The organism is Acidisoma sp., from assembly GCF_965199065.1.
Taxonomy (GTDB): domain Bacteria; phylum Pseudomonadota; class Alphaproteobacteria; order Acetobacterales; family Acetobacteraceae; genus Acidisoma.
This window is the reverse complement of sequence record NZ_CBDAQN010000003.1, coordinates 142,777-157,621: the sequence shown is the minus strand read 5'-3', so window position 1 is coordinate 157,621 and position 14,845 is coordinate 142,777. Positions and strand designations below refer to the sequence as shown.

15 protein-coding genes and 1 pseudogene are annotated in these 14,845 nt (G+C 66.0%); 7 read left to right on the top strand and 9 right to left on the bottom strand.

Annotated elements, in window-relative coordinates; translation table 11 throughout:
• Positions 1 to 14: 14 nt before the first annotated feature.
• Positions 15 to 1,340, bottom strand: coding sequence for a bifunctional sulfur transferase/dioxygenase Blh (gene blh / locus ACOEQ1_RS08970; protein WP_419758908.1), 1,326 nt, complete (start codon positions 1,338 to 1,340; stop codon positions 15 to 17).
• A 121-nt stretch (positions 1,341 to 1,461) separates the two neighbouring features.
• A complete protein-coding gene (locus ACOEQ1_RS08965) occupies positions 1,462 to 2,208 on the bottom strand; it encodes an SDR family oxidoreductase (RefSeq protein ID WP_419758907.1) in 747 nt (248 codons plus the stop codon).
• Positions 2,209 to 2,474: 266 nt separating this feature from the next.
• Here ACOEQ1_RS08965 and ACOEQ1_RS08960 point away from each other — a divergent pair, with 266 nt between their 5' ends.
• Positions 2,475 to 3,107: a TetR/AcrR family transcriptional regulator gene (locus tag ACOEQ1_RS08960; RefSeq protein WP_419758906.1), complete on the top strand. Its 633-nt coding sequence runs from the start codon at positions 2,475 to 2,477 to the stop codon at positions 3,105 to 3,107.
• 82 nt (positions 3,108 to 3,189) lie between these two features.
• A pseudogene (locus ACOEQ1_RS08955) lies at positions 3,190 to 3,330 on the top strand (SDR family NAD(P)-dependent oxidoreductase); the annotation flags it as partial.
• Between the two features lie 59 nt (positions 3,331 to 3,389).
• On the opposite strand, the gene ACOEQ1_RS08950 reads toward ACOEQ1_RS08955, so the two are convergent.
• Positions 3,390 to 3,968: a YqaA family protein gene (locus ACOEQ1_RS08950; RefSeq protein ID WP_419760668.1), complete on the bottom strand. Its 579-nt coding sequence runs from the start codon at positions 3,966 to 3,968 to the stop codon at positions 3,390 to 3,392.
• A 137-nt stretch (positions 3,969 to 4,105) separates the two neighbouring features.
• Between ACOEQ1_RS08950 and ACOEQ1_RS08945 the strand changes: the two genes are divergently transcribed.
• Both ACOEQ1_RS08945 and ACOEQ1_RS08940 read left to right on the top strand, forming a co-directional pair.
• Complete coding sequence (locus ACOEQ1_RS08945; protein WP_419758905.1) at positions 4,106 to 4,606, top strand: hypothetical protein; 501 nt, start codon at positions 4,106 to 4,108, stop codon at positions 4,604 to 4,606.
• A 10-nt stretch (positions 4,607 to 4,616) separates the two neighbouring features.
• Positions 4,617 to 5,570 (top strand): SDR family oxidoreductase, encoded by a 954-nt coding sequence (locus tag ACOEQ1_RS08940; RefSeq protein ID WP_419758904.1) that lies wholly within the window; start codon positions 4,617 to 4,619, stop codon positions 5,568 to 5,570.
• Here the strand turns inward: ACOEQ1_RS08940 and ACOEQ1_RS08935 are convergent.
• Genes ACOEQ1_RS08935 through ACOEQ1_RS08925 form a run of 3 tightly spaced genes read right to left on the bottom strand, consistent with a single transcriptional unit; the run spans position 5,563 to position 8,576 of the window.
• The gene (locus ACOEQ1_RS08935; RefSeq protein ID WP_419758903.1) at positions 5,563 to 6,393 is read right to left on the bottom strand and encodes an SDR family NAD(P)-dependent oxidoreductase; all 831 of its coding nucleotides are present in this window, start codon (positions 6,391 to 6,393) and stop codon (positions 5,563 to 5,565) included. The two genes, ACOEQ1_RS08940 and ACOEQ1_RS08935, sit on opposite strands and share 8 nt — an antisense overlap.
• Before the next feature lie 24 nt (positions 6,394 to 6,417).
• Positions 6,418 to 7,389 carry an ornithine carbamoyltransferase gene (argF, locus tag ACOEQ1_RS08930; protein WP_419758902.1) on the bottom strand — a complete coding sequence of 324 codons (972 nt, stop codon included), beginning with the start codon at positions 7,387 to 7,389 and terminating at the stop codon, positions 6,418 to 6,420.
• Entirely contained in the window at positions 7,386 to 8,576 is a 1,191-nt protein-coding gene (locus ACOEQ1_RS08925; RefSeq protein WP_419758901.1) for an aspartate aminotransferase family protein, read from the bottom strand. The genes argF and ACOEQ1_RS08925 overlap by 4 nt, the downstream gene beginning before the upstream one ends.
• An 83-nt stretch (positions 8,577 to 8,659) precedes the next feature.
• Here ACOEQ1_RS08925 and ACOEQ1_RS08920 point away from each other — a divergent pair, with 83 nt between their 5' ends.
• Complete coding sequence (locus ACOEQ1_RS08920; protein WP_419758900.1) at positions 8,660 to 9,253, top strand: RecX family transcriptional regulator; 594 nt, start codon at positions 8,660 to 8,662, stop codon at positions 9,251 to 9,253.
• Between the two features lie 63 nt (positions 9,254 to 9,316).
• Complete coding sequence (locus tag ACOEQ1_RS08915; RefSeq protein ID WP_419758899.1) at positions 9,317 to 10,123, top strand: FkbM family methyltransferase; 807 nt, start codon at positions 9,317 to 9,319, stop codon at positions 10,121 to 10,123.
• 91 nt (positions 10,124 to 10,214) lie between these two features.
• On the opposite strand, the gene ACOEQ1_RS08910 is transcribed toward ACOEQ1_RS08915, so the two are convergent.
• The 3 genes from ACOEQ1_RS08910 to ACOEQ1_RS08900 form a co-directional block, all read right to left on the bottom strand.
• Positions 10,215 to 11,030, bottom strand: a complete 816-nt coding sequence (locus ACOEQ1_RS08910) for an SDR family NAD(P)-dependent oxidoreductase (protein WP_419758898.1) — start codon at positions 11,028 to 11,030, stop codon at positions 10,215 to 10,217.
• 10 nt (positions 11,031 to 11,040) lie between these two features.
• Positions 11,041 to 12,120: a sensor histidine kinase gene (locus ACOEQ1_RS08905; protein WP_419758897.1), complete on the bottom strand. Its 1,080-nt coding sequence runs from the start codon at positions 12,118 to 12,120 to the stop codon at positions 11,041 to 11,043.
• Positions 12,121 to 12,204: 84 nt separating this feature from the next.
• Complete coding sequence (locus ACOEQ1_RS08900; protein WP_419758896.1) at positions 12,205 to 12,432, bottom strand: hypothetical protein; 228 nt, start codon at positions 12,430 to 12,432, stop codon at positions 12,205 to 12,207.
• A 118-nt stretch (positions 12,433 to 12,550) separates the two neighbouring features.
• On the opposite strand from ACOEQ1_RS08900, the gene ACOEQ1_RS08895 reads away from it, so the two are divergent.
• Positions 12,551 to 14,842, top strand: coding sequence for an FdhF/YdeP family oxidoreductase (locus tag ACOEQ1_RS08895; protein WP_419758895.1), 2,292 nt, complete (start codon positions 12,551 to 12,553; stop codon positions 14,840 to 14,842).
• Positions 14,843 to 14,845 lie beyond the last annotated feature (3 nt).

The following is a 14,845-nucleotide window of genomic DNA, read 5'->3' as shown; positions in this document are numbered from 1 at the left end:
CGGCAGTTTCTCGATCAATGCCCCCAGGCGACATCCCCCAGGGCGTCGATCGGTATCTTGAGATAGCGCCGGCCATTGCTCTCGGGCTCTGGCAGTCGGCCGCCCATGATGTTGACCTGCAGGGCGTGCAGGATGAGCTTCGGCATCGGCAGGCTGCGGTCGCGTGCCTCCCGGTTCGCGATGAACGCAGCCTTGCTCACCCCGGCGATTTGGTCGTTGTGCGTTTTCTGCTCGCCGACTGTGCTCTCCCACCGCGGCGCCCGGCCCGAGGGCTGATAATCATGGCCCGTGAACAATCGTGTGTCGTCCGGCAGTGCCAGGATCCCCTGCAGCGAGTTCCACAGCTGCTCGGCGCTGCCGCCGGGGAAATCGGTGCGGGCGGTGCCGGAATCCGGCATGAAGATCGTGTCATGCACGAAGGCTGCGTCGCCGATCAGATAGGTGATCGATCCCAGCGTATGACCGGGCGAATACAGAATTCGCGCGTCGATCGTGCCGATGGTGAAGTCCTCGCCATCCTCGAAAAGGTGGTCCCACTGCGAGCCGTCGGTTTTCAACTCCGGCCAGTTATAGATGGACTGCCACAGCTTCTGGACCTCGACCACATGCGCCCCGGTCGCGGTCGGCGCGCCGGTTTTCCCATGCAGGTAGTGGGCGGCTGAAAGGTGGTCGGCATGCGGATGCGTGTCGAGGATCCACTGGACCGTCAGCTTCTCCTCCGCAACGTAGCGCAGAATGGCATCGGCGCTCGTCGTGGCGACCGACCCCGACTTCTCATCGAAATCCAGCACGGGATCGATGATGGCGCACTGGCGGGTGGCAGGGTCGGATGCGACATATTGTACGCTGAAGGTGTGCGGGTCGAAGAAGCCCCGGACGCGTGGCCGGCGCTCCGCATTCCGGGCCAGCCACTTGGTGGCGATTGAAAGATCGACCCCCCACCTGCTGCTGAGGTCTGGCAACTCCTGCGGCGCCAAGCGCCCGTCCAGCACCTCGCCGATGGCATAGAGACTTGCGGCGCGAGCGCCGCTTTTGCAATGCGCGAAGACTGGGCCGGCGATCTCGGACACTGCATTCTGAAACGCTCGCACATCGGCCTCGGTGATGGTCGATGCGGTCACAGGTATGAAGTGGAAGGACATGCCGCTGGCCGCGGCGCCTTGCTGCTCGTCTGCCGGGCTCGGCTGACCGGCTTGTTCGTTCGCCGGGCGATTGCTGATGACGCCCTTGAACCCAGCCGCGGCGAGATTGGCGAAATCCGTGAGGCTCGGTTGCGGTGCGATAAAGAGCTTGTCCGATATCTGCGTCGCAGACGGATGAATGGAAGCGGGGTCGGACACTGTGGTCTCCTGATCAATGAGCGGGATCGTTTCCAGATCCGCAAGACGTTCGTGACTGTCAAAGTTAGCGGCCTCGGCTGCTACCAGGCCGAGGCCGCTGAGGTGGTGCGGCGGCTGACCCTCAGAGTTGCGACCAACCTCCGTCGACCGGAAGTTCGAGGCCGGTCGTGTAGGTCGCGTCGAAGGCGAGGAAGAGCACGGCCTTGGCCACTTCCTCCGGCGTGCCGAAGCGCTTCATCGGATTGGCTTCGCGCATCTGGGCGGTGAGGTAGTCCGCCGTTGCCTTGTCGGGAAAGGCTTTGCCGATGATCGGCGTCTCGATGGGGCCGGGCGACACCGCGTTGACGCGGATCCCCCGAGGAAGCAGCTCAGCGGCGAACGTCCGGGCGAAGGATCGCAGCGCGGCCTTGGCTCCGCCATAGGCGGCGATCATGGGCATCCCCTTGACGTTTGCGACCGAGGTCGTGAGGACGACGGCGCTCCCCTGGTTCATCAGCGGCGAGAGCTTCTGGACCGCGAAAAACGGTCCCTTGGCGTTCAGGTTGAACATTTCGTCGAAGGTCGCCTCGGTCGTGTTCTCGAGAGGGGCGAAGAGGCTGAACCCTGCGTTGACGAAGAGCAGATCGAACGTCTCGAACTCGGCCTTAACCCGGGAGGCGAGGGCGTCGATGTCCGTCAACGACCGCGCGTCGCTTGATACCGCAATGCCGCCGTTCCCAAGCTCTTTCTGCGTTAGGTCCAGGCCGGCTTGCGAGCGACCAGTCACCAGAACGCGCGCGCCTCCATCGACGAGCATCTTCGCTGTCGCGAGCCCGATGCCGCTCGTGCCGCCAATGATCACTGCCCGCTTCGCTTCATACCGTTGCATGCCTAGTCTCCTTGCGACGCCAGCGGCGCCTGCCTATTTATGAACTGATCTGTCCTATAATGGCGCAAGTGGGCTGTGGTCAAGGAGGTTTTTAACTGTTTAATTCTAAAACACGTCGGGTGCCTCGGAGGCTCAGAGCCTGACGACGGCGGAGGTGCCGGAGGAATCGGGCTTCGAAGGACGCATGCGGCTAACGTCATCTTGTAATTTCGAACATTTGTGTTACATTTTATCTGATGGCTATGGTCGAGGAGTTCTGAACCGAAATGCTTCAAAACACCGCCAAACCGCGCGGCCGGCCGCGCAGCTTCGACGAGAGGCAGGCGTTGCAAAAGGCGACGCAGGTGTTCTGGTCGAAGGGTTATGACGGAGTGACGATCGACGATCTCGTCGCCGGCATGGGCGTGGGACGTCCCAGTCTGTATTCCGTCTTCGGGGACAAGCGGACGATATTCCTGCGCGTCCTCAAGGACTATGCGGACGCGAATGGGGCTCTCGCTGCGAAGGCGCTTTTTTCGCCGCCCACTCTTCATGGCTCGCTCGTCAGCTTCATGCGGCACATTGTGGAGAACGCGACCGAGGGCGGGATGGCGCGCGGATGTATTCTCCAGTGCATCGCGCCGCTCGTGGACGATGCTGAGGTCCAGCAGTTCCTGAAGAACGCGGCTGATGGCGCGCTGGCACTTTTGGAGCGGCGTTTTCGCGACGGGATCAGTGCGGGCGAAATCCCGGATGACTTTCCGGTCACCGTGCGTGCGAGCCAGGTCCTCGACCTCGCCCGCGGTCTGACGATGCGTGCAAGAATGGGTTCGTCGCGCAAGATGCTGCTCAAGGACGCAGAGGAAGCGGCCGACCTGTTGCTCCTGCCGCGGCGTGAAAACAACGTGGCGAGGCCTTGAGGTTGATGGGCGCGACGATCCCGCGCTCGCCAATCCGACGCTCGTTAACGACGCCATCGCACGAACTTCAGGAAGCAACGAAATGCCTGCGTTGAACAACAAGATCGCCGTCGTCACTCGGGGCAGCAGCGGCCTTGGCCTCGCAACCGCCAAGCGATTTGTCGAAGAGGGCGCCTATGTGTTCATCGCCGGTCGTCGCCAGGCCGAACTCGACAAGGCCGTCGCCGGACCGGACTGCCGCCAGTCGCCGCATGAGTTAGTCGACTAGCTCGGCGTTTGACTTCACAGAAACACGATGATCAGAAACCCGCCGATAATGCCCACTGCCACGAGGCTGGTGACGAGCGTCAGCCACCGCTCGATGAAGTCACGGGCAGCCTCGCCGAAGATGCGGAGGATCGTGGCGACCAGAAAGAACCGTGCGCCGCGTGTGACGAGGCTGGCGCCCATGAATTTCCAGAAGTCGAAGTGTGCCGCACCCGCGGCGATCGTCACCAGCTTGTAGGGGATCGGCGTGAGGCCCTTGATGAGGATCAGGTCGACGCCGTAGCGCGCGAACTTTGCCTGGAAGGTCAGGAAGGCGTGCTCCATGTGGTAGAAATGGATCACGGGCTGCGCCAGCTGGTTGAAGATGGCATAGCCGATGTAGTAGCCGAGCGCTCCGCCCGCGACAGAGCCGAGCGTGCAGATGAGGGCATAGAACCAGACACGGCGCGGGCGGGCGAGGCCCATGGCCACCAACAGGGCGTCGGGCGGGATCGGGAAAAAACTCGCCTCGGCGAAGGCGAGCGCCGCCAGGAACCAGGGTGCCTGGGGGTGTCCGGCCAGCGCGATCAGCCGGGCATAGGCGCGTTTCAGCATCACAAGCGATCCATCCTTCGGGGACCAGGGACTTGCCACGCCAGCCGTAGCGCTTCAATGGATCGGACGACGCGGGTTGCCGCGCCTGACGACCGGTTCGCTGACCGCCGCCCTGATGACAGTTCTTGAGGAACGCCATGCCCTATGAGCCCGCGCGCCGGATGGCCGCCTTGCTTCTCGCGCCACTGGTCGCGCCTCTCGTTGTCGGCGTGCTTCTGGCGGCGACGGCTGTGCCGCCACCCGCAGCAGCTCAGGGAGCGCCGCCCCATGCCTGGCTGTTCGGTGCATGGGCGGGAGGCATCCTGCCCGCGCCGCCCGGCATGAGCGCCCGCGAATGCGAGGAGAACGCTACCTTCGTGGTTACCCGCGACGTGGTGATCCACAGCACGCTCACCCACCCGGAAGCGATCGAGAACCTCATCGCGAGCGTGCGGGGAACGCCGAACGGCACGATCTTCGCGCTCGCTCCCACGGAAACCAAGCCTCAGCCCGTTGCCGGCCTTCCGGACGATCTGGGATTTGGATGCCCGCAGCCGGATATCCTGAGGGTCGTGCGTATTGGGCCGAACGAAATACGCTTCCCCGACTGCACCGGGTTCCCGAGCCCGTTGATACGCTGCCCAGCGTCGCCCCAGTAAGCGGCAACAGGTGGGTCAGGTTGTCATCATCACAGGGGGCTCCTCGGGCCTTGGCCGCTGCACGGCGGCCATTTTCGCGGCTCAGGGCTGGCGCGTCGGGCTGATCGCCCGCGGGGCCGGAGGCTTGGCCGCGGCGGCGGCCGATGTGGAGGCGGCGGGTGGCATCGCCGCGGTCGCGGTGGCGGATGTCATGGATAGCGCGGGGCTCGTCGCGGCCGCCGCCGCCATCGAGCGGGCCCTGGGGCCGGCCCAGGTCTGGATCAACGCCGCCGGCAATGGCGTCTATGGCCGCTTCACCGATGTGCCCGAGGCCGAGTTCCGGCAAGTGACCGAGGTGACCTACCTCGGCACGGTGAATGGCACCCGCGTGGCGCTGTCGCTCATGCGGCCGAGGGGACAAGGCACCATCGTCAACGTCTGCTCGGGCGTCGTCTTCCATGGGCTGCCGCTGATGACCTCCTATTCCGGAGCGAAGGCGGCGGTGCGGGCCTTTGGGCAGGCGCTGCGGATCGAGCTGGCCTTCGAGCGCAGCCGGGTGCGGGTCAGCACGGTCTTCCCTCCGGCGGTCAACACGCCTTTCTTCAACCATGCGATCAGCCACATGGGCTGGCCGGCGCGGCCGGTGCCGCCGGTCTATCAACCGGACGTGGTGGCGCGCGGCATCTATATGGCAGCGATGACCGGGCGGCCCGAGATGACGATCAGCGGCACGGTCGCCGCCTTCGCGCTGCTGAGCCGCCTCGCGCCCGTGCTGACCGGGTCGGTGATCCGGCGCCTCGGCGTGGACGGCCACCTGACGCGGGATGCCGCCGCGGACCATGGCGCCTCGCCGACCGTTTTCGCGCCCTCCGACAAGCCCTCCGCTGTGCATGGCGCGTTCGGTGAGCGGGCGCGGCGATGGAGTTCGCAGATGGGGCTTCGCCGGCTTTACGTCCGGCTGGCAGGATCACGCGGCCTCAGCTGAGGAGCTGCTCCGTTGCCGCCATGACGCGCGTCGAGAGCGCCGCATCATTGACCAGAGGGTTCGGCGTCGCAGGTCGGCCACGCTTGAGGTAAAGCCCCGACTTGCTGGTCATCTCCGGCGAGAGACAGGCGTAGAGGGGCGTCGCGGCACCCTGTTCCGGCGTCAGCGAGAAGGGCGCCATGAGCTTCCAGACGACGCCCACGATGCCTCCATGGCGCACGATGTCCGTCGCGACGAGGCCGGGATGGACGACGTTCACCGTCACGCCCGAGCCCTCCAGACGCTTCGCCAGCGTCCGGCTCGTCATCAGCAGTGCGAGCTTGGACTGCGAATAGGCTCGCACCATCGACCAGCGGCGCTCGAGTTCCAGATTGTCCGGGTCGATCCGCGCGCGGTCGGAACTCGACGACCCGACCATGACGATGCGGGACGGTGCGGCCGCCTTCAGGGCAGGGAGCAGGGCTTCGGTCAGCGCCAGGGGCGAGAGCAGGTTGGTCGCGAGTGTCCGCTCATGACCCTCTGCGGTCTGCACCCTTTTGGGCGACACGACGCCGGCGTTGTTCACGAGCAGGTCGAGCCTCGGCGTCCGGCTCAGGATCGCGGCGGCTACAGCCCGGGTCTCGGCGAGGGAGGAGAGGTCGGCGATCTCAACCTCCAGCACGGCATCCGCGGTTCGCGATCTGATCCAGGCGATCGTCGCCGCCGCGCGATCACGGTCCCGCGCGATCAGCGTGAGCGTGTAGCCGGCCTTCGCCAGGCCTGCAGCGACCCACCGACCAAGCCCGCTCGTTCCGCCCGTGATTACCGCCGTCTTGTGGTCCATCACCGACCTGACATAAGCATATGTTTATGTTTGCTCATCGGCCGCGAACGCCCAGGCGAGAATGCCCTTCTGCACATGCAGGCGGTTCTCTGCCTCCTGGAACACGACCGATTGCGGGCCGTCGATCACGCCGGCCTCGACCTCCTCGCCACGATGGGCGGGCAGGCAGTGCATGAAGATCGCGTCGGGCGCGGCCTCGGCCATGAGCCGCTCCGTCACGCGGAACGGCGCCAGCAGATTGTGGCGGCTCTCGTTCGGATCGTCCGACATGCTGACCCAGGTGTCGGTGATGACGCAGCGCGCATCCTTCACCGCAGCCCGGGGGTCGCGGCCGATCTCGATCCGCGCACCCTCTGCCTTCGCCCAGTCCAGCACCTCGGGGGGAGGCGCCAACTCGGGTGGCGTCGCAAGCCGCAAGGTAAAGCCGAAGCGGGCCGAAGCCTCGATCCAGCTGCGGGCGACGTTGTTGCCGTCGCCGCACCAGGCGACGACCTGCTCCGCGATCGGGCCCTGCCGCTCCTCGAAGGTCATGATGTCGGCCATGATCTGGCAAGGGTGCGAGGCCTCGGTCAACCCGTTGATCACCGGCACCGTCGCGTAGCGGGCAAGCTCGTAGAGGTTACGCGCGCGATCCGTACGCAGCATGATCCCGTCGACGTAGCGCGACAATACTCGCGCCGTGTCGGCAATCGTCTCGCCACGGCCAAGCTGCATCTCGTGCCCGAGCAGCACGACCGGATCGCCCCCGAGTTCGCGGATCGCCACCTCGAAGCTGACGCGGGTGCGGGTGCTCGGCTTGCCGAAGATGAGCGCCACCGATTTGCCGGTGAGAGGCCGCGCGTGGTCGCGCCGATGCTCCTTGCAGACCGTGGCGGTGGTCAGGATGTCCCGCAAAGTCTCGGCGTCGATGTCCTTGAGGTCGAGGAAGTGCCGCGGCCCCGCCGGCTCCTCGTGGCGATCCTCGTCATCCGCGTGGACGATTTCCTCCACGCTCACTGGGCGGCGACCTTCGGCTCTGCAAGGGCGGTCACCGCGCGGCGGATCATGGCGACGGCCGCGCTGCAATCCTCCGGCGTCACGATGAGCGGCGGTGCCAGACGCAGCACGTTGTCCCCTGCCGCGACCGTCAGCAGCCCCTCGGCGAGGCAGGCGCCCTGCATGGCGGTGTTCGGCACGGCGAGCTTGAGCCCGAGCAACAGGCCCTGGCCACGGATCTCCTCGACGATGGACGGAAACTCCGCGGCGAGGGCTTCAAGATCATGACGCAGCACCGCGGCACGCTCGACGATGCTGTCGAGGAAGCCGGGCGCGAGCACCACGTCCAGCACCGCATTCCCGGCGGCGCAGGCGAGGGGGTTGCCGCCGAACGTGGTGCCATGGGTGCCGGGACGCATGTTGCGCGCCACCGCTTCGGTCGCGACGATGGCGCCGACGGGGAAGCCGCCACCGAGACCTTTGGCGAGCGACATCACATCCGGCGTGATGCTCGTCCATTGATGGGCGAAAAGCTTGCCGGTGCGGCCCATGCCGGTCTGCACCTCGTCGAGGCCGAGCAGGATGCCGAACTCGTCGCAGGCGGCGCGGAGGCCCGGCAGGAAGTCGGGCGCGGCGGAGCGGATACCGCCTTCACCCTGGATCGGCTCGGCGATGATGCCGGCGGTCTCCGGCCCGATCGCATCGCGCAGCGCGTTCAGGTTGTTGAACGGCACATGGTCGAAGCCGTCCACGGCGGGCCCGAAGCCCTTGATGTAGTTCGGGTTGCCCGTCGCCGAGATCATCGCCAGCGTGCGCCCGTGGAAGGCGCCATCGAAACAGATGATGCGCCACCGCTCGGGGTGGCCGTTCTCCGCCATGGTCTTGCGGATCATCTTGACCATGCCCTCGTTTGCTTCCGCGCCCGAGTTGCAGAAGAAGACGCTGTCGCCGAAGCTGTTGGCGACGAGCCTGGCGGCGAGCGCCTCGGCCTGCGGCACCCGGTAGAGGTTGGACACATGCATGACGCGGGCGGCCTGCTCCGCGATGGCGCGGGTGAGGCCGGGGTGGCCATGGCCAAGCGAGGAGGTCGCGATGCCGGCCCCGAAATCCAGGTATCGTCGCCCGTCCGCCGTGAACAGCCAAGCGCCTTCGCCACGCTCGAAAGCGAGGTCGGCGCGGTTGTAGTTCGGCATCAGGGCAGAAATCATAGTGGCCTTCCGCTTACGGAAAGCAGAGATGTATGGGTTCCGTGGGCAATGCCGTCAATCAATCAGGGTAAAGCATCACACAGATGACGCAGGTAAAATCCGCACATCTCGATGAAGCCGGGCTGCGCGCGCTGGGGCTGGACTACGCAACGCGCTACGGCGGCACGACGGCTTCGATGGCGCGCATCCTCGACCGGCGCATCCAGCGCTGGGAGCGCGCGATGCTGGCGACGGAGGGCGCAGACCCCGAAGCGGTCGCGGGCGAGGCCGCATCGCTGAGGGAGGCGGCGGGTCGCGTCGTCGCCTCGCTGGCGTCGATCGGCGCGGTCGACGACGCGGCCTTCGCCGCGAGCCGGGCGCGGCGGCTGCGCCGTTCGGGGCGCTCGCGGCTGGCGGTGCTCGCGCATCTTGGCGCGAAGGGAGTGGGCGCCTCGCTCGCCGGCGCGACGGTGCCCGAGGATGAGGCGGCGGAGTTCGCGGCGGCGCTCGCCTTCGCGCGGCGGCGGCGCGTGGGGCCTTTCGCGCGCGAGGGCGACGATCAGAGTGAGGCTGGGGACCGCGTCCGCGTGCTGATGGCCTTCGGGCGCGCGGGCTTCAGCGGCGTCATGGCACGCCGTGCGCTGGAATGCTCGCCCGAGGAAGCGGAGCGCATGTTGCGCGCGCAGCCACCCGAATGATGACTTGGCGACGGCGCTGTCTTCGCGTCAGGTGGGTGCTCGGTAGAGCGAGGAACGACTGAGATGGCGTTTCGCCCGGTGACGGAGCCGCTGGAGGCAGGCATTGCGCGGCAACGCGGAGTGTTCGAGGCGCTGTCCCTGCTGACGCCGCATGACCTGCCGGGCGAGCGCAAGATCCGGATCGGCGGGCCGGGAGATGGCGGCTACGTGGTGGTCGATCGCCTGCGCGGCAGTCAGCCGGTGATGAGTTTCGGCATTGGCCCTTCGGTGACGTTCGACCTCGATCTGGCGGAGCGCGGGCATCGGGTTCTGCTGTTCGACCACACCATCGAGGTGCTGCCGGGCGAGCACGACGGGTTCACCTGGTATCGGGAAGGGGTCGCGGGCGCGGCCGACCCGGCCCAGCGGCTGTTCACGCTGGCGGACCACATGGCGAAGCTGCCGCACGGCACGGAGGCGCCGATCCTCAAGCTCGACGTGGAAGGCGCGGAGTGGGATGTGCTGACGGAAACCTCGATGGGCCTGCTGCGGCGCTTCGAGCAGATCGTGGTGGAGTTGCACGAGTTGCCGCGGCTAGAGGAGCGCCGGTTTCGCAGCATGGCCTGGAAGGCGTTGGCGACGATGTCATCGGCCTTCACGCTTTGCCATGTCCACGCCAACAATTTCGGCGCCATCCGGACGGTGTGCGGCTTTCCGATTCCGGAGACGCTGGAGGCGACGTATATCCGCTCGGATCTGGTGCAGGCGGCGGCGTCGACGACGTTCTACCCGACGCCGCTCGACACGGGGAACTGCCTCGACTGGCCCGATTATCCGCTGTGGTTCTACCCGTTCGTTCCGGGATCGGGAAAGGCGGCTTTTCCATGGTGAGGCCAAGCGTTCATGGCAAAAAGCGCCGGACCGCTGAGACGATCGCATAAATCGTTGCGATGGGCAGACGCTGACAGAACAACCGCCTGTGTCAGAGCCTTTCGCCGGCCGCATCCGCCGATGCGTCGTCGTCCGCATCGCCAAGCCAGAGGGCGGCGTTGAAACGCATGCCCGTGATCCCGTCCGAAGCGCCGGAGGCGAGCCAGAGCAGCGGTGGCACGATCACGCCGGGGTCGAGCAATTTCGCCCTCAAAACCGGATCGACATCGCCCGGGATCATTCCGGTGAGCGTCGCCCCGCCGGGCAAAAGCGCGTTGACCGTGACGCCCGACCCAGCCAGATCCTGCGCCCAGATCGCCGTCTCTGCATCCAGCGCCGCCTTCGATGGGCCATAAGGTGAAAAGCCGGCACGCCGCATCGTCTCCCGGTTCATCGAGATATTCACGATCCGGCCCCAGCCCGCCGCGCGCATGACCGGCGCCGCCGCACGCGCCATCAGAAACGGCCCGTTGACGTTGGTGTCGATCACCATGCGCCAGACGGCGGGATCGGTCTCCCAGAACCGTGTCGGCTCGGTGAGGAACCGCTCGCTCACATACTTCATGCCGCGCCCGGCATTGTTGATGAGGATATCGAGCCGCCCCTGACCATGGAGCGCCCTGTCAACGATGCGCTCGCAATCGTCGGCTTGCGTGACATCCGCCTGAACGGGAACGATGCGCCCCGCGACCTCCGTGCCCGCCACGCCGGACAGCGCGGCAAGTTCGGCCGTTTCGCGCGCCGCCGTGGCGATGACCGTCGCCCCCGCGCGCGCCAAACCGAGCGCCATCGCCCGACCAAGCCCGCGACCGCCGCCGGTCACGATCGCGACCCGTCCCGCCAGCCGATGCGCAGGATCGCCGCTCATGCTCGGCTCTTCAAGTCTCGTTCGGTCGCTTGAACACGATCGTCACGCGCAGGCCGCCGCCGGGGGACGCGCCGATCTCGAGCTGCGCCTTGGCGTTCTCCCGCAGCGACTGCACGATCGCCGAGCCCAGCTTGCCGCGCTTCGGCCAGACCACGCCCTCGGGGAGACCCACTCCGTCATCGGCAATGGTGATCCGGCAGCCATCGGCATCCGTCAGGCTATGCAACGTGATCGTGCCCCCGGCGCGGCCCACGAAGGCGTGCTTGAGAGCGTTGGTCAGAAGCTCGTTGACGACAAGACCCGTCGGCATCGCGACGTTCACCGAGACCGGAAAGACGTCGACCTTGAGATCGAGCCGGATGCCCTCCACGGCATGGGCCTGAAGCACGGCCGACGCGACACGGCTCAGATAAACGCCGAGGTCGATCACATCCTCAGCCCCATGGTCCGAGAGGAGGCCGTACAGGATTTGGATCGCCTCGATCCGCCCGGCCAGCCGGTCGAAGGCCGAGGTGTCCATCTTGCCGCGCGCGTTCCGCGCCTCGATCCGCATCAGCGCTGTTATCATCTGCAAGTTGTTCTTGACCCGGTGCTGAACCTCCATCAGCAGCGTGTCCCTCTCACGCAGCTTCTGCACCAGTTCCTCGCGGTCGTCCTCGTTGTGAGCCGTCACATCGACAAGGGCGGCGAGGCGGTACGCGGGGCGGCCGGTTTCATCCTGTATGACGTTGGAGTAGGCATCGACGACGGCCGGAGCCTGCTCGGTACGGCTGATCCGGTAGGTGCCAATGAAGTCGCTGGCGCTCACGATCGCGTTGCCGAGAATGTTGTGCTCGCCGCTGGACTGGGGTGTCGCGTCAAAAACGCCCCAAGGTTTATCGACGAGGTCGGCGGCGGAACGCCCCGATAGCCGTTCAAATTCTGGGTTTGAGTAGACGATACGTTCTTCGCCACTCATGTCCGCGACAGCGATCGCGATCGGAACCTGGTCGAGAAAACGACGGAACTGCTCGCTTTCCAGAGCACCCGCCAGATCAGGTGTGGCGAGAAGCTTATCGACCTTCTCCGCTTTGTCCTCAGCCTTCGGCATATCCGGTCTCGCAGCTGCAAAGAACAGCTATACCGGATCGAAGCGTATTCCCAAAGAGTTGAAGAGACGGTTCGAGCGCTCCGATCAGCTCCGGGAGAGCCGGAATACGAGCGTGCCGGCAACGAGGCCAAGCGCGGCGGCTGCCAGGATGCTTGCCGCCGGCTGAGCGCGAACCTGCTCTCCGAGTTCGTAAACCGCAGATTCGACCGCCGCGGCGATGTCGATCGCGGGCGGAACGACATGCTGATTGACGAAGCTCCTCAGCCCGGCAGGCGCCGGCGGTTTGTCGAGGAGATAACTTACATCCACCATGGGGCCTGCTCCCTCTGTTCAGCTTACGGCGTGCCGTAAACGTGGGTGCTGCCCGCGTTGCCACAAGCGCCGGTTCGCGTCATCTGTGGGGCCGCCGACGCCGTTAGTGGAGATCGCCATGGACCAGAAACCGTCCTTCAAGCCGTATCGGCTGCCTTCCGGCGGCTGGGGTTCAGCCAAATCCGTCCAGGAGATCCTGCGACGCGAGGGCGTGCCCGTGAGCGGAGCGCTCGCCCTCACCCAGCAGAACAAGCCGGACGGCTTCCAGTGCGTGAGCTGCGCCTGGATCAAGCCCGCCAGCCCGCTGCCGCTCGAATTCTGTGAGAACGGGGTGAAGGCCACCGCCTGGGACATCACCACCCGCCGCGCCAAACCGGGCTTCTTCCACAAACACACGGTCACCGAATTGCTCGGCTGGCAGGACTACGACCTGGAGCAGGCCGGCCGGCTGACGCGACCGATGCGCTATGATCCGGCGACGGACCGCTACCGCGAGGTCACCTGGGATGTGGCCTTCGCCGAAATCGGGCGCGAGTTGCGGGCGGTTTCGAACCCGAACCGGACCGTCTTATACAGCTCCGGCCGGACCTCGAACGAGGCGAGCTACCTCTACGGCCTCTTCGCGCGCCTCTATGGCACCAACAACCTGCCCGACAGCTCCAACATGTGCCACGAGACGACGTCGGTCGCCCTGCCGTTGAGCATCGGAGTGCCGGTCGGCACGGTGACGCTGGACGATTTCGCCAAAACCGACTGCATCTTCTTCTTTGGGCAGAACCCCGGCTCGAATGCGCCACGGATGCTGCACCCGTTGCAGGAGGCGAGCGAACGCGGCGCACCCATCATCACCTTCAACCCACTCCGCGAGCGGGGTCTGGAACGCTTCACCAACCCGCAGTCGCCGGTGGAGATGCTGACCATGAAGGAGACCCGGATCAGCTCCAACTACCATCAGGTGAAAACCGGCGGCGACCTCGCGGCCATTGCGGGCATCTGCAAGGCGCTGGTGGAGATGGATGACGAGGACCGCGCCGCGGGCGGTTCGGGCGTGCTGGACCACGCCTTCATCGCCGAGCACACCACGGGGATCGATTCTTTCGTGACCTGGCTTCGCGCGCAGGATTGGGACGAGCTCGAACGGCGCTCGGGCCTGCATCGCGCGGCGTTGGAGGGCACAGCCGCCCAGTATGCCCACGCGAAGGCGGCGATTGCCGTCTACGGCATGGGGGTGACCCAGCATCGCGCCGGCGTCGAAACCGTCCAGATGATCGTGAACCTGTTGCTGCTGCGCGGCAACATCGGCCGCGAGGGCGCCGGCATCAGCCCGATCCGCGGGCATTCGAACGTCCAGGGGCAACGCACTGTCGGCATCACCGAGAAGCCTGAGCTGGTGCCGAACGATATCCTGCGGAAGCAGTTCGGCTTCGAGCCGCCGATGGACGAAGGCTTCACCACGGTCGACGCCTGCGAGGCGATCCTGAAGGGCGATGTCGATGCCTTCGTCATGCTCGGCGGCAACTTCGTGCGCGCGATCCCCGATCGCGAGCGCATGGAGGCCGTGTGGCGCCGGATGCGCCTCACCGTGAGCGTGGCGACCAAGATCAATCGCAGCCATCTGTTCCCCGGCGCGGTGAGCTACGTGTTGCCGGTGCTGAGCAGGATCGAGCGCGACCGCCGTCCGTCCGGCGACCAGCTGCTGTCGATCGAGGACACATCGTCCTGCATCCACGCCTCGCGCGGCGTCCGCGCACCGGCCTCCAAGCACCTGCTCAGCGAGGTGGAGATCGTCTGCCGGATTGCGATGGCGACGCTGGACCCGAACCCGCTGACGCCCTGGCAGGCTTGGATGGACAATTACGACCGCATCCGCGATTCGATCGCCGTGACCTATCCGGCAATCTTCTATGACTACAACACGCGGATGCACGAGCCGGGCGGCTTCCACAAACCGCTGCCGGCGCGAAAGCGCGAGTGGCACACGAAGACCGGCAAGGCGCTCATCATCACGCCGAAGGCGCTGGAAGAGGATCTCGACATGCCCGAGACCGGGCATGACGTCTTGCGGATGATGACCCTGCGTAGCAACGATCAGTTCAACACCACGATCTACGGCTATGACGACCGCTTCCGCGGCATCAAGGGCACGCGCATGGTCGTGCTCATGAATGTGGACGACATCGCGCGGCTCGAACTGCAGGAGGGCGAGACGGTCTCGATCGTCACGGCATCCACCGACGGCCATCATCGCGAGATGGGGGGCTTCCGGGTGACGCCCTACAACATTCCGACCGGGTGCATCGGGACCTACTATCCGGAGGCAAACACGCTGATACCGATGGGACACTACGCCGAGGACAGCAAGACGCCCGCGGCCAAGAACATCCCCGTGCGGATCAGAAAGGCGGCCTGAACT

Bases quoted from the DNA above. Each gene is read 5' to 3' on its own strand.
- ACOEQ1_RS08920 (WP_419758900.1), top strand. From the start codon at position 8,660: ATGACGCAGGTAAAATCCGCACATCTCGATGAAGCCGGGCTGCGCGCG.
- ACOEQ1_RS08945 (WP_419758905.1), top strand. From the start codon at position 4,106: ATGCCCTATGAGCCCGCGCGCCGGATGGCCGCCTTGCTTCTCGCGCCA.
- ACOEQ1_RS08925 (WP_419758901.1), bottom strand. From the start codon at position 8,576: ATGATTTCTGCCCTGATGCCGAACTACAACCGCGCCGACCTCGCTTTC.
- ACOEQ1_RS08895 (WP_419758895.1), top strand. From the start codon at position 12,551: ATGGACCAGAAACCGTCCTTCAAGCCGTATCGGCTGCCTTCCGGCGGC.
- ACOEQ1_RS08910 (WP_419758898.1), bottom strand. From the start codon at position 11,030: ATGAGCGGCGATCCTGCGCATCGGCTGGCGGGACGGGTCGCGATCGTG.
- ACOEQ1_RS08960 (WP_419758906.1), top strand. From the start codon at position 2,475: ATGCTTCAAAACACCGCCAAACCGCGCGGCCGGCCGCGCAGCTTCGAC.
- ACOEQ1_RS08950 (WP_419760668.1), bottom strand. From the start codon at position 3,968: ATGCTGAAACGCGCCTATGCCCGGCTGATCGCGCTGGCCGGACACCCC.
- ACOEQ1_RS08965 (WP_419758907.1), bottom strand. From the start codon at position 2,208: ATGCAACGGTATGAAGCGAAGCGGGCAGTGATCATTGGCGGCACGAGC.
- ACOEQ1_RS08905 (WP_419758897.1), bottom strand. From the start codon at position 12,120: ATGCCGAAGGCTGAGGACAAAGCGGAGAAGGTCGATAAGCTTCTCGCC.
- ACOEQ1_RS08900 (WP_419758896.1), bottom strand. From the start codon at position 12,432: ATGGTGGATGTAAGTTATCTCCTCGACAAACCGCCGGCGCCTGCCGGG.
- ACOEQ1_RS08935 (WP_419758903.1), bottom strand. From the start codon at position 6,393: ATGGACCACAAGACGGCGGTAATCACGGGCGGAACGAGCGGGCTTGGT.
- ACOEQ1_RS08915 (WP_419758899.1), top strand. From the start codon at position 9,317: ATGGCGTTTCGCCCGGTGACGGAGCCGCTGGAGGCAGGCATTGCGCGG.